This is a genomic window from Stenotrophomonas sp. SORGH_AS_0282 (assembly GCF_030818125.1).
Taxonomy (GTDB): Bacteria; Pseudomonadota; Gammaproteobacteria; order Xanthomonadales; family Xanthomonadaceae; genus Stenotrophomonas; species Stenotrophomonas rhizophila_A.
The window spans coordinates 2,545,064-2,556,541 of the sequence record NZ_JAUTAB010000001.1; the positions used below are offsets into that span (position 1 = coordinate 2,545,064).

Below are 11,478 nucleotides of genomic sequence, written 5' to 3' on the forward strand. Positions count from 1 at the left end.
CCCGGATCGCCCGCGCCAGAAACGATGAAGGCCAGGTTTCCCCGACCTCCATGCGTTACCTGTTCATCGTCAGAGCTGTTCGGCAGGCCCGGCGATAGGCGGCACCGGACGGGCGTCGCCGCCCTTGTCGTTGTTGTTGCTGCCACCGTCCTTGTTGGACTTGCCCCAACCCATCGGCGGCGGCGGATCGCGGCCTTCCATGATGGCGTCGATCTGCGGCGCATCGATGGTCTCGTACTGCAGCAGCAGCTGGGACATCGTGTGCAGCTTGTCGAGGTTGGCGGTGACCAGCTCGGTGGTGCGGGCGTAGGCCTTGTCCAGGATGCTGCGCACCACTTCATCGATGCGGCGCGCGGTATCGTCGGACACGCTCTTGTGCTGGGTCACCGAACGGCCCAGGAACACTTCATCGTCCTCTTCGCCATAGGCGATCGGGCCGAGCTCGTCGGACAGGCCCCACTTGGTGACCATGTTGCGGGCCATCTTGGTGGCGCGTTCGATGTCGTTGGAGGCACCGGTGGTGACCTTGTCGGCGCCGAAGATCAGCTCCTCGGCGACGCGGCCGCCGTACAGCGAACACAGCTGCGATTCGATCGCCACGCGGTTCATCGAGTACTTGTCGCCTTCCGGCAGGTACATGGTCACGCCCAGCGCGCGACCGCGCGGGATGATGGTGACCTTGTAGACCGGATCGTGCTCGGGCACCAGGCGGCCGACGATGGCGTGGCCGGCTTCGTGATAGGCGGTAAGCGTCTTTTCTTCCTCGCTCATGGCCATCGAACGACGCTCGGCACCCATCAGGATCTTGTCGCGGGCACGGTCGAAGTGCTCCATGCGCACTTCCTTCTCGTTGCCGCGTGCGGCAAACAGCGCCGCCTCGTTGCACAGGTTGGCCAGGTCGGCGCCGGAGAAGCCCGGGGTACCGCGCGCGATCACCATCGGCTCGACATCGTCGGCCAGCGGCAGCTTGCGCATGTGCACCTTGAGGATCTGCTCACGGCCCTTGACGTCGGCCAGCCCCACCACGACCTGGCGGTCGAAGCGGCCCGGGCGAAGCAGCGCCGGGTCCAGCACGTCGGGACGGTTGGTGGCGGCAATGACGATCACGCCCTCGCCCCCCTCGAAGCCGTCCATTTCCACCAGCAGCTGGTTCAGGGTCTGCTCGCGCTCGTCATGACCGCCGCCCAGGCCGGCACCGCGATGGCGGCCGACGGCGTCGATTTCGTCGATGAAGATGATGCACGGGGCCTGCTTCTTGGCCTGCTCGAACATGTCGCGCACGCGGCTGGCGCCGACGCCGACGAACATTTCCACGAAGTCCGAGCCGGAGATCGAGAAGAACGGGACCTTGGCTTCGCCGGCGATGGCACGGGCCAGCAGGGTCTTGCCGGTACCCGGCGGGCCGACCATCAGCACGCCGCGCGGGATCTTGCCGCCCAGCTTGGTGAACTTGGTCGGATCGCGCAGGAAGTCGACCAGTTCGCCGACTTCTTCCTTGGCTTCGTCGCAGCCGGCGACATCGGCGAAGGTGACCTTGATCTGGTCTTCGCCCTGCAGCTTGGCGCGCGACTTGCCGAAGGACATCGCGCCCTTGGCACCGCCTCCACCGCCCTGCATCTGGCGCATGATGAACAACCAGAAGCCGATGATCAGGATCACCGGGAGGAAGTTCATCAGGATCGCGCCCAGCGAGATGCCGCTGGACGGCTCTTCCTGGACGATTTCCACGTTCTTGGCGCGCAGGATGTTGATCAGGTCGCGGTCCATCGGCGCGGTGATCGTGGCCGACTGGCCGCTGCGCGTGGTGTACGAGATCTGGTTGGTGCCGCTGCGCATGTCGCCGCTGAAGGTGACCTTCTGGACGTTGCCGCCATCCACCTGGTCCAGGAACTGCGAATACGTGGCGCCCTGGGCACCGGCGCCGCTGCTCTTTGGCGAGAAGCTCTGGAACACCACCATGAGCACCACGGCGACGACCACCCATAGCAGGAGGTTCTTGGTCAAGTCGTTCATCCTCATTGGCTCCGGTGTTCCTCTAATGCCTGACGCTATTGGTATGGTTGAGCTTACTTGATCTGGGCGCGTTTGCCCTGCCCCAAGGCATACACCTCGGGCGAGCGCTTCCGGGACGCTTCAGGCTTGCGGATCACGACCTTGTCGTACCGGCGGCGCATCTCGCGCACGTAGTCGTCAAAGCCCACGCCCTGGAACAGCTTGATCAGGAACGCGCCACCCGGCTTGAGATGGTTGTCGGCAAAATCCAGCGCCAACTCGGCCAGGTGCATCATCCGCGGTTGGTCTACCGCGTCCATACCACTTTTATTGGGGGCCATATCCGAGAGCACAAGGTCTACCGGCTGGTCCCCGAGCATGGCTTCAAACTGCGATAGGACGGCCTGCTCCCTGAAGTCCCCGTGAAGGAACTCCACCCCGGCCAGCGGCGGCATCTCCAGGATGTCCAGCGCCAGCACCCTTCCGGTGTCGCCGATCTGGCGCCGGACCTGCTGGGACCAGCCCCCCGGGGCGGCGCCCAGGTCGACCACGACCATATGCGGCTTCAGCAGCCGGTCACGCGCGAGCAGCTCCTCCAGCTTGTAAGCCGCGCGCGAGCGCATGCCCTCGGCCTGCGCCTTCTTCACGAAGGGGTCGGCGAAGTGTTCTTTCAACCAGCGTTGGCTGCTCTTGCTGCGGGAAACCATTGGAGATAGGGCCGGACGGGGTGGTCATGATACCCTGATCGCCCCAGTTAACCGCTTGTTCCTGAATGTCTATTGTCCTGACCTCCTCCCAGACCCGCTTCCTCCGCGGCCAAGCCCATGGTCTGAACGCCCTGCTGCAGATCGGCGGCAAGGGGGTCACGCCGGCCTTCCTGGCCGAGCTGAACGAGGTGCTGGAGCGCCACGAACTGATCAAGGTGAAGGTGGCCGCGGAAGACCGCGATGCACGCGACGCCATGATCGCCGAGCTGGTGCAGGCCTCCGACAGTGCGCTGGTGCAGCGCATCGGCCACGTGGCCGTGCTCTACCGCCCCAGCAAGGAACAGCGCCAGATCGTGCTTCCGCGCGGCTGATCGCCATGCAGCTGAACCACGAAATCCCGGATTTCGCCTATGCGTTCCGCATCGTCGGCGCCGACTCTGTGGTTTTCGAAGACCGCGTGAACGCCGGCACCCGGCGGGTGGTGAAGAGCTTCATCGTCACCCCGCAGGCATTGCTGGAAGATTGGCCGGCACCCGCCAGCGTCAAGGAGCTGACCCCGGACCACCTGGCCACGGTGCTGGCCCAGCAGCCGGAACTGGTCATCCTTGGAACGGGGGAAAAGCAGCAATTCCCATCTGCGGCTGTCATGGGGGCCTGTCTGACCCGCAACATCGGCATCGAGGTCATGGACAATGGAGCGGCCGCCAGGACATTCAACCTGCTTGCGGGTGAAGGCCGCAACGTAGCGGCGGCCATCCTCCTGCCGGGCTGAAATGGGTTGATTCCGTTCAGAAAAGGCTGCCGTTGGCAGCCTTTTTTGTGGGTTCCGCCACGGTAGCGCCACGCCCTGCGTGGCTGCGCGATCACTTGGGGGGCAGGTACAACAGCGGGTCGACCGGCTTGCCGTTGTAGCGGATCTCGAAGTGCAGCATGTCGCGGGTGGTACCGGTGCGGCCCATCTCGGCGATCTGCTCGCCGGCCTTCACGCTCTGGCCTTCGTTGACCAGCCGCTTGCGGTTGTGGCCGTAGGCCGACAACCACTGATCGTTGTGCTTGATGATGATCAGCTCACCGAAGCCGACCAGCCCGGCACCGGAATAGACCACCACGCCCGATGCGGTGGCGCGCACCGGCTGGCCGCTGCTGCCGGCGATATCCACGCCCTGCTTGGTGACATCGGCGCCGACGAAGCGGCCCACCAGCGCGCCATCGGCCGGCCAGCGCCAGTCGATGTTGCTCTTGATGGCGGTGGTCGGCGACGGGGTCGGCGCAGGCGCAGGCGTCGAACCGGTGCCCGGGCGCGGCGCGGTCACCACGGTGGTCGGCGCACGGCCCGGGCTGCTGCCGGGGTACAGGCGGATGACCTGCCCGGGATAGATGGTGTAGGGCTCGGCCAGCCCGTTCCAGGCGGCCAGGTCGCGCGGGGTGATGTTGTGGATGCGTGCCAGCGCGTAGAGGGTGTCGCCCCGGCGCACCACGGCGGTCTGCCCCGGCTTGGCTACCGACGTCTGCGGCGTGGTGTGCGTGGTGCGCCCGCCGGACGGCTTGACCACCGTGGCGGTGCCGCAGGCACTCAGGGTGGACACCACCAGCAGCAGGGCGGTCAGCCGTGTGGCCCCGCGCATACGATCAGCACTCATGCGAACTTCGCTCTCCAGACAAGCCAGGCCACCAGACCCACCACCAGTACGGTGGCGATCCAGCCCAGCGGTTCAATCCAACGCCGCAGCGCGGCTTCGGCGCGCGCCCCGCCAATGCGGATCACGGCCGCCAGCACGTACACGCGCTTGCCCCGCCCGATCAACATGCTCAGGAAGTACTGCGGCAGCGGCACGCCGACGATACCCGATGCCCACGTGAAGACCTTCATCGGGATGGGCATGAAGCCACCCAACACCAGGAAGGTGAACACCGCCCACGGGGATTCGGCCATCTTGGCCTGCACGATGGCGATGCCGCCTTCGATGCTGGTCAGCATGCCCATCGCCGCGAACAGCGGCTTGACCGCTTCAAACGCGTAGTGGCCCAGCGCATAGCCGACCAGCGCACCGGCCATCGAGCCGGCCAGGCTGAGCGTGGCGAACCACCAGCCGCGCTTGGGTTGGGCCACGCACATCGGTGCCAGCATCACTTCGGGCATCACCGGGAAGATGATCGCCTCGATGAAGCTGAGCACCGTCAGGTAGGTCGGGGCGCGCTCATGCGCGGCCCACTTCATCGCCCGCTCGTACAGCGGACCAAAAATCTTCATGACGCAACGCTCCTTGGAATCAGTCCAGCATGCCAGACAGCAGCGGCACGAACGTGACCGGTGCCAGTACCTGCTGTTCAACGCTGCCGTCGTCGCGGCGGGTCAGCTGGATCAGCGACTGCGCCCCTGCCCCACCGACCGGCGCGACCAGGCGTCCGCCCACGGCCAGCTGCTCGACCAGCGCATCGACCAGCGCCGGCGCGGCCGCGGTCACCACGATGGCGTCGAACGGCCCGTGTTCGGCCCAGCCGATGCGGCCATCGTCGTGCTTGCTGCGGATGTTCATGCCCAGCGCACGGAAGCGCTTGCGCGCCTGCCGCAGCAGGTCGCCGATGCGCTCGACGGTGTAGACCTCCAGCCCCAGCGCACCGAGTACGGCCGCCTGGTAGCCCGAGCCGGTGCCCACTTCCAGCACCTTCTTCGGCGCCGACTGCAGCACCGCTTCGGTCATCCGCGCCACCACCCACGGCTGGGGAGATGGTCTGGCCGTGGCCGATCGGCAGTGCGGTGTCTTCGTAGGCGCGCGAGGCCAGGGCCTCGTCGATGAACAGATGCCGCGGCACCACCCGGATCGCATTGAGGGTGGCTTCGTCGGCAATGCCGCTCTCGCGCAGGCGTTCGACCAGGCGGTCGCGCACGCGCTGGGAGGTCATGCCAATCCCGACCGCTTCGGGCTGCAGGCGCAGGCGCTGACTCATGCCGGCCGGTCCAGCGCGGCGGTCAGCCCGCCTACCCAGCTGGCGACCTTCTCCAGTGCCTGGTAGCGGGTCAGGTCGACCTGGATCGGCGTGATCGAGATGAATCCGTTGCGCACGGCATGGAAGTCCGTGCCCGGGCCGGAATCCTGTTCGCGCCCGGCCGGGCCGATCCAGAACACTTCATTGCCGCGCGGGTCGCGCTGGGCAATGCAGCCTTCGGCACGGTGGCGGTTGCCCAGCCGGGTCACTTCAAAGCCACGCACCTCCGCCCACGGCAGGTCGGGCACGTTGACGTTGAGGATGGTGTCGGCCGGCAGCGGGTCGGCCTTGAGCCGGGTGACGATCTCCACCGCGGCACGCGCGGCGGTTTCAAAATTGCGCGGGTCGTGGTTGTGGGTGACCAGCGACATCGCCACCGCCGGCAGGCCGAGGAAACGCCCTTCCATCGCCGCCGACACGGTCCCGGAGTAGATGACGTCATCGCCCAGGTTGGCTGCGTTGTTGATGCCCGACACCACGATGTCCGGGTCGTATTCGAGCAGGCCGGTCAGCGCCAGGTGCACGCAGTCGGTCGGGGTGCCGGCTACCGAACAGGTGGAGTGGTCGATGCGCTTGACCCGCACCGGCAGGTCCAGGGTCAGCGAATTGCTGGCGCCGGAGCGGTCGCGGTCGGGGGCGACCACCATCACTTCGTGGCCGGCCTCGCGCAGCACGGAGGCGAGCATCCTGATGCCGGGGGCATCGACGCCGTCGTCGTTGCTGACCAGGATCCGCATCTGGGTTTTAACCGCTTGATTGTTCAAGACTTCATTTCCATCACTTTCCAGCGTTGGCGGGGCCGGCCTTCACCCGTTTCGGGATCACCGACCGCGCAAGTGCGTCAGCTATTGTGCCGCAAGCGGGCAGATCGGCCTACCCCGGCGGGAGGTAGGCACGGCCGATTCAGGGCATTAGGCTGTACGCATGTCACATCCTGAAGACGAAGATCCGGCCGCACTGTTCCGCGCCGCCATCGGCGAGGTCACGCCGCTGCGCAAACCGGTGGCTGCGCCACCGGCGACACCCCGACCGAAGCCGCGTGCGCGCATGGCCGAACAGGACGAGGACGCCGCGCGCGGGGAATTCGCCCGGCTGCTTCGCGACAGCAGCCCGCTGGAGGCCGGCGACACCGCCAGCTACCGGCGCGAGAACCTGCCGGCACGGATGTTCCAGCGGCTCAAGCGCGGGCAGTATTCGGTGCAGGACGAGCTGGACCTGCACGGTGCCACGGTGGCCCAGGCGGAGACGCTGCTGCGCCAGTTCCTGCTGGAAGCGCATGCGCACGAGCACGGCTGCGTGCGCATCATCCACGGCAAGGGGCTGCAGTCCGACGGCGGTGCGCCGGTGTTGAAGAACCTGGTGGACCGGCTGCTGCGCCAGCGCAATGACGTGCTGGCGTTCCATTCGGCGCCCGCCGGGCAAGGCGGGACGGGCGCGGTATTGGTGCTGTTGGCGCGACGGTGATCGCCCGCACCACGTAGAAATCAATCGTTCGACGAAGCGCTGCTGGCGTCGTCCACCGGACCCAGCTCGTGCAGCACGGCGGTGGCATAACACCCCGGCGGCAGCGCGAAGGTGAGCTCGAGCACATCTGCTTCCAGCCAGCGGTGCTGCAGGTTGGCCGGGCGCAGGCGCAACGCGCGGCGCTCCTGCTTCAGGCGCGCGCCTTCCAGCCCGGTGCGCAGCTGCAAGGATTGCTCGTCGCTGATCGCGCCCAGCTCGAGCGCGGCGGCGGCGCCGCTGCTGCGCAGCTCACCCTCGCCCCACAGCGGACCGCTGGGATGGATGTCGAAGCGGCCCAACCGATCCGCCAGCAGGTCGGTCCACGGTTCGGGACCGAACACGCTGCGGCTGCCATCGAGCATCCACACTTCACCCTCCAGCGGGCTGTCCCAGTTGCCCTGCGCCACGCGCTCGGCCAGCACCTGGTTGAACAGCGCCGAGCGCGCGGCCGAAAGCAGCAGCGAGCGCTGGTCGGGGCGCACGCGGCGGCCGCCAAACATGGCCAGTGCGGCCGGCACGTTGCCGCCATCGCGGCCGAAGCGCTGCTCGCCGAACCAGTTCGGCAGGCCACGCGCGGCGATCAGCGACAGCCGCTCGTCGATCGCCTTCGCCTCGCCCTGCACGCTGCGCAGCACCAGCCGGAACCGGTTGCCGGCCAGCGCGCCGCGCTGCAGCTTGCGGTTGTGCCAGGTGGACTCGACCACCTCCACCTCATCCGAGGCCAACAGCGCGATGTCCGGCGCGATGCGCTTGGGCAGGTGCACGCTGAACCGCTGCGTGGTGACCGCATGCCGGTCCTTCATGCCCGCATAGCTGACCGCCATGTCCGGCAGCCCCGCCCACTTCGCCAGCAGCTTGGCCACATGCACGGTGTTGGCACCACGCTTGCGGATCGTCAGCAGCAGGTGCTCGCCTTCCCCGGCGGGCTCGAACGCCGACAGCTCGTCCACCTGGAAATCTTCCGGGACGGTGCGGATGTCGGCGCGCAGCAACGGCTCGCCGAAGGCCAGCGGCAAGGGGATCACAGCGCCACCAACAGCACGACGGCCTGGGCAGCGATTCCTTCGCCGCGCCCGGTGAAACCGAGCTTCTCGGAGGTGGTGGCCTTGACGCTCACCGCATCCAGCGCGATGCCAAGCAGTCCGGCAATGCGCTCGCGCATGGCCAAGGCATGCGGGCCGACCTTGGGCCGCTCGCAGATCACGGTGATGTCGGTGTTGCCGACCTGCCAGCCGCGTTCGCGCAGCAGGCTGTTGCAGTGGTCAAGGAAGCGGCTGCTGTCGGCATCCTTCCAGCGCATGTCCGACGGCGGGAAGTGCTGGCCGATGTCGCCGAGCGACAGCGCGCCCAGCATGGCATCGCACAGGGCGTGCAGGATCACATCGCCATCGCTGTGCGCCAGCACGCCACAGCTGTGCGCGACGCGCACGCCGCCGAGCATGATGTGGTCGCCCTCGCCGAAGGCGTGGACGTCATAACCCTGCCCGATGCGGACCGGAGGAAACGGGGTGTTCATGGCAAAAGACCTGCGGTGATGGCCGGCGCGGACGGGCTCAGGAGCCGCGGCGCGACAGCTCGAATTCGAATCGGGACAGATCGGCCGGGGTGGTGACCTTGAAGTTGTCCTCGTTGCCCTCGACCAGCAACGGGCGCAGGCCCTGGCGCTCCATCGCCATGGCGTCGTCGGTGACGTCAACGCCGGCGGCGGCCGCGTCCTGCAGCGCGCGGGCCAGCTGGTGGCGGCGGAACAGCTGCGGGGTCAGCGCGCGCCACAGGCGCGCACGCGGCTCGGTACCATCAATGCCGCCGTCGTCGCCGGCCCGCTTGAGGGTATCGCGCACCGGCGCGGCCAGGATCGCGCCAACGGGATCGGCACGCCCCACTTCCAGCAGGCGACCGAGGTCGGCTGCGGCCAGGTTCGGCCGCGCGGCATCGTGGACCAGCACGAAATCGTCGGCCCGCACGCTGTCAGGCAGCGCCTGCAGGCCGGCCAGCACCGAGGCAGCGCGGGTCGCCCCGCCGGTGCAGGTCAGGATCGGTTTGTCCGCCAACGACTGCCAGCCCGGCCAGTCGACATCGTTCTCGGCGATGACCACCATCACCCCGGCCACGACCGGGTGTGACAGCAGGGCTTCCAGCGTGTGCGCCAACAGCACCCGGTCGCCTGCGACCAGGTACTGCTTGGGCGTGTCGCTGCCGAAGCGGGTACCTCGGCCGGCGGCCGGAACCACGGCCCAGACACTGCCCATCAGGGCACGTCCGGGTGTGGCGCGTTCGGGTCGGCGGCCAGCGCCGGCGCACGCGGCGCCGCCACCGGAGCGTTCTCGACCACGCGGTAGAACTTCTCACCGGGCTTGATCATGCCCAGCTCGCTGCGCGCACGCTCTTCGATGGCAGCCTCGCCTTCCTTGAGGTCCTTGACCTCGGCCGCCAGCGCATCATTGCGCTGTTGCAGGCCGGCGTTGTCGCGCTTCTGGGATTCGACCTGGGCTTCGAGCGACATCACTTCTCCCGAATTGCCCGGGCCGAACCAGAAGCGGTACTGCAGCCATGCCAGCAGTACCGCGAGCACCAGCAGCAGCCAGCGCCAGTTGCGCATGCGGATCAGCGCTTCAGCGACACGAACGCGTCACGCCCGGCGTAACGCGCGCCGGCACCAAGGGCTTCCTCGATGCGCAGCAGCTGGTTGTACTTGGCCACGCGGTCGCTGCGGCACAGCGAGCCGGTCTTGATCTGGGTGGCGGTGGTGGCCACGGCGATGTCGGCGATGGTGGTGTCTTCGGTTTCGCCCGAACGGTGCGAGACCACCGCAGCGTAGTTGGCGTGGTGCGCCATGGCGATCGCTTCCAGGGTCTCGGTCAGGGTGCCGATCTGGTTGACCTTGATCAGGATCGCGTTGGCGGTGCCGGACTCGATGCCTTCCTTGAAGATCTTCGGGTTGGTCACGAACAGGTCGTCGCCGACCAGCTGCACCTTCTTGCCGATGCGGTCGGTAAGCAGCTTCCAGCCGGCCCAGTCGTTCTCGGCCAGGCCGTCTTCGATGGTGATGATCGGGTACTGGGCGGCCCAGTCGGCCAGGAAATCGACGAACTGCTCCGAAGTCAGGCGCTTGTTCTCGCCCACCAGGTTGTACTTGCCGTTCTCGTAGAACTCGCTGGAGGCCACGTCCAGGCCCAGCAGCACGTCTTCGCCGGCGGTGTAGCCGGCCTTGCCGATCGCCTCGAGGATGGTGTCGAGCGCTTCGACGTTGCTGCGGAAGTCCGGCGCGAAGCCGCCTTCGTCGCCCACCGCCGTGCTCAGGCCGTGGCCCTTGAGCACCGACTTGAGCGAATGGAAGATTTCGGTACCGGCGCGCAGCGCTTCGGAGAACGAGGTGAAGCCGACCGGCAGCACCATGAATTCCTGGAAATCGACATTGTTGTCGGCATGCGCGCCGCCGTTGATGATGTTCATCATCGGCACCGGCAGGCTCACATCGGTGCTGCCCTTGGACAGGTACTGCCACAGCGCCTGCTTGTTGGCGGCAGCGGCGGCATGGGCATTGGCCATGGACACGGCCAGCAGTGCGTTCGCGCCCAGGCGACCCTTGTTCTCGGTGCCATCCAGGTCGATCAGGCGCCGGTCGAGGCCTTCCTGGTCGGCCGCGTCGAAGCCCTTCAGCGCGGAGGCGATGGTGGTGTTGACGTTGTTGACGGCGTTGCGCACGCCCTTGCCCAGGTAGCGGGTCTTGTCGCCATCACGCAGCTCGACCGCTTCCTTGGTGCCGGTGGAGGCACCCGACGGCACGGCGGCACGGCCGAACGAGCCGTCCTCCAGGGTGACTTCGGCTTCCAGCGTGGGGTTGCCACGGCTGTCGAGGATTTCACGGGCGTGGATGCTGCGGATCGTGGTCATAGCGGGCCGGTTACCAGTCAGAAAGGGGGAACGCCAAAGATCAATGCGTTGAAACGTGCCGCGTGATTATCCCCACCTGCCCCCCGCTTGCCAAATCCGCGCGCGGAAAGCGTTAGGGGTTACAGCAGGGAGGGCAGCAGCAGCACCAGCAACAGCAGGCCCAGCAGGCCCAGCGCGGCGCCGCCACCGGCCGGCTGGCGGCGCAGGCGCAACGCCAGCACGCCGGCCAGCACAGTGCCCAGCGCGCAGGTTGCGCCCAGCGCCAGGGTCAGGTTGATGGGCGTGGCGACGGCCTGGATGGCATGGCTGCCGTCACCGGGCGAACCCACTGCGGAAAACACCAGCACCATGAGCACGAACGCCCAGCCCCAGCTGGCTGTCGACAGAACCAACG

General features: G+C 67.4%; 14 protein-coding genes and 1 pseudogene. 3 read left to right on the top strand and 12 right to left on the bottom strand.

Annotated elements, in window-relative coordinates:
- Positions 1 to 69: 69 nt before the first annotated feature.
- Both ftsH and rlmE read right to left on the bottom strand, forming a co-directional pair.
- Complete coding sequence (gene ftsH / locus QE395_RS11300; protein WP_176472670.1) at positions 70 to 2,013, bottom strand: ATP-dependent zinc metalloprotease FtsH; 1,944 nt, start codon at positions 2,011 to 2,013, stop codon at positions 70 to 72.
- A gap of 53 nt (positions 2,014 to 2,066) precedes the next feature.
- The gene (rlmE, locus tag QE395_RS11305; protein ID WP_095364050.1) at positions 2,067 to 2,699 is read right to left on the bottom strand and encodes a 23S rRNA (uridine(2552)-2'-O)-methyltransferase RlmE; all 633 of its coding nucleotides are present in this window, start codon (positions 2,697 to 2,699) and stop codon (positions 2,067 to 2,069) included.
- 65 nt (positions 2,700 to 2,764) lie between these two features.
- Between rlmE and yhbY the strand changes: the two genes are divergently transcribed.
- Complete coding sequence (gene yhbY / locus QE395_RS11310; protein WP_068850867.1) at positions 2,765 to 3,070, top strand: ribosome assembly RNA-binding protein YhbY; 306 nt, start codon at positions 2,765 to 2,767, stop codon at positions 3,068 to 3,070.
- A gap of 5 nt (positions 3,071 to 3,075) precedes the next feature.
- On the top strand, positions 3,076 to 3,471 hold the full coding sequence (locus tag QE395_RS11315; protein WP_068850864.1) for an Mth938-like domain-containing protein: 396 nt from the start codon (positions 3,076 to 3,078) through the stop codon (positions 3,469 to 3,471).
- A gap of 91 nt (positions 3,472 to 3,562) precedes the next feature.
- On the opposite strand, the gene QE395_RS11320 is transcribed toward QE395_RS11315, so the two are convergent.
- The 4 genes and pseudogenes from QE395_RS11320 to surE form a co-directional block, all read right to left on the bottom strand.
- A complete protein-coding gene (locus tag QE395_RS11320; protein ID WP_068850861.1) occupies positions 3,563 to 4,339 on the bottom strand; it encodes a peptidoglycan DD-metalloendopeptidase family protein in 777 nt (258 codons plus the stop codon).
- Positions 4,336 to 4,950: a DedA family protein gene (locus tag QE395_RS11325; RefSeq protein WP_068850859.1), complete on the bottom strand. Its 615-nt coding sequence runs from the start codon at positions 4,948 to 4,950 to the stop codon at positions 4,336 to 4,338. Before QE395_RS11325 ends, QE395_RS11320 begins: the two co-directional genes overlap by 4 nt.
- A gap of 19 nt (positions 4,951 to 4,969) precedes the next feature.
- Positions 4,970 to 5,648 (bottom strand): annotated as a pseudogene (locus tag QE395_RS11330) (protein-L-isoaspartate(D-aspartate) O-methyltransferase).
- A complete protein-coding gene (surE, locus tag QE395_RS11335) occupies positions 5,645 to 6,424 on the bottom strand; it encodes a 5'/3'-nucleotidase SurE (protein ID WP_068850853.1) in 780 nt (259 codons plus the stop codon). Before surE ends, QE395_RS11330 begins: the two are co-directional and overlap by 4 nt.
- 187 nt (positions 6,425 to 6,611) lie before the next feature.
- Between surE and QE395_RS11340 the strand changes: the two genes are divergently transcribed.
- Complete coding sequence (locus tag QE395_RS11340; protein WP_068850850.1) at positions 6,612 to 7,151, top strand: Smr/MutS family protein; 540 nt, start codon at positions 6,612 to 6,614, stop codon at positions 7,149 to 7,151.
- Between the two features lie 20 nt (positions 7,152 to 7,171).
- Here QE395_RS11340 and truD read toward each other — a convergent pair whose 3' ends face one another.
- From truD to QE395_RS11370, 6 genes are all read right to left on the bottom strand, one after another.
- The gene (truD, locus tag QE395_RS11345; protein WP_306989137.1) at positions 7,172 to 8,215 is read right to left on the bottom strand and encodes a tRNA pseudouridine(13) synthase TruD; all 1,044 of its coding nucleotides are present in this window, start codon (positions 8,213 to 8,215) and stop codon (positions 7,172 to 7,174) included.
- Positions 8,212 to 8,706: a 2-C-methyl-D-erythritol 2,4-cyclodiphosphate synthase gene (ispF, locus tag QE395_RS11350; RefSeq protein WP_095364046.1), complete on the bottom strand. Its 495-nt coding sequence runs from the start codon at positions 8,704 to 8,706 to the stop codon at positions 8,212 to 8,214. The genes truD and ispF overlap by 4 nt, the downstream gene beginning before the upstream one ends.
- A 37-nt stretch (positions 8,707 to 8,743) precedes the next feature.
- Positions 8,744 to 9,442: a 2-C-methyl-D-erythritol 4-phosphate cytidylyltransferase gene (gene ispD, locus QE395_RS11355; RefSeq protein ID WP_093534104.1), complete on the bottom strand. Its 699-nt coding sequence runs from the start codon at positions 9,440 to 9,442 to the stop codon at positions 8,744 to 8,746.
- Positions 9,439 to 9,789, bottom strand: coding sequence for a cell division protein FtsB (ftsB, locus tag QE395_RS11360; protein WP_068850838.1), 351 nt, complete (start codon positions 9,787 to 9,789; stop codon positions 9,439 to 9,441). The genes ispD and ftsB overlap by 4 nt, the downstream gene beginning before the upstream one ends.
- A gap of 5 nt (positions 9,790 to 9,794) precedes the next feature.
- Complete coding sequence (eno, locus tag QE395_RS11365) at positions 9,795 to 11,084, bottom strand: phosphopyruvate hydratase (RefSeq protein ID WP_068850835.1); 1,290 nt, start codon at positions 11,082 to 11,084, stop codon at positions 9,795 to 9,797.
- A gap of 119 nt (positions 11,085 to 11,203) precedes the next feature.
- Entirely contained in the window at positions 11,204 to 11,476 is a 273-nt protein-coding gene (locus tag QE395_RS11370) for a hypothetical protein (protein ID WP_306989140.1), read from the bottom strand.
- Between the last annotated feature and the right edge of the window lie 2 nt (positions 11,477 to 11,478).

Excerpts from the sequence above, each read along its gene's own strand:
- ispF (WP_095364046.1), bottom strand. The coding sequence starts at position 8,706 with ATGAACACCCCGTTTCCTCCGGTCCGCATCGGGCAGGGTTATGACGTC.
- ftsB (WP_068850838.1), bottom strand. The coding sequence starts at position 9,789 with ATGCGCAACTGGCGCTGGCTGCTGCTGGTGCTCGCGGTACTGCTGGCA.
- QE395_RS11325 (WP_068850859.1), bottom strand. The coding sequence starts at position 4,950 with ATGAAGATTTTTGGTCCGCTGTACGAGCGGGCGATGAAGTGGGCCGCG.
- QE395_RS11315 (WP_068850864.1), top strand. The coding sequence starts at position 3,076 with ATGCAGCTGAACCACGAAATCCCGGATTTCGCCTATGCGTTCCGCATC.
- ftsH (WP_176472670.1), bottom strand. The coding sequence starts at position 2,013 with ATGAACGACTTGACCAAGAACCTCCTGCTATGGGTGGTCGTCGCCGTG.
- surE (WP_068850853.1), bottom strand. The coding sequence starts at position 6,424 with ATGCGGATCCTGGTCAGCAACGACGACGGCGTCGATGCCCCCGGCATC.
- eno (WP_068850835.1), bottom strand. The coding sequence starts at position 11,084 with ATGACCACGATCCGCAGCATCCACGCCCGTGAAATCCTCGACAGCCGT.
- rlmE (WP_095364050.1), bottom strand. The coding sequence starts at position 2,699 with ATGGTTTCCCGCAGCAAGAGCAGCCAACGCTGGTTGAAAGAACACTTC.
- yhbY (WP_068850867.1), top strand. The coding sequence starts at position 2,765 with ATGTCTATTGTCCTGACCTCCTCCCAGACCCGCTTCCTCCGCGGCCAA.
- QE395_RS11320 (WP_068850861.1), bottom strand. The coding sequence starts at position 4,339 with ATGAGTGCTGATCGTATGCGCGGGGCCACACGGCTGACCGCCCTGCTG.
- QE395_RS11340 (WP_068850850.1), top strand. The coding sequence starts at position 6,612 with ATGTCACATCCTGAAGACGAAGATCCGGCCGCACTGTTCCGCGCCGCC.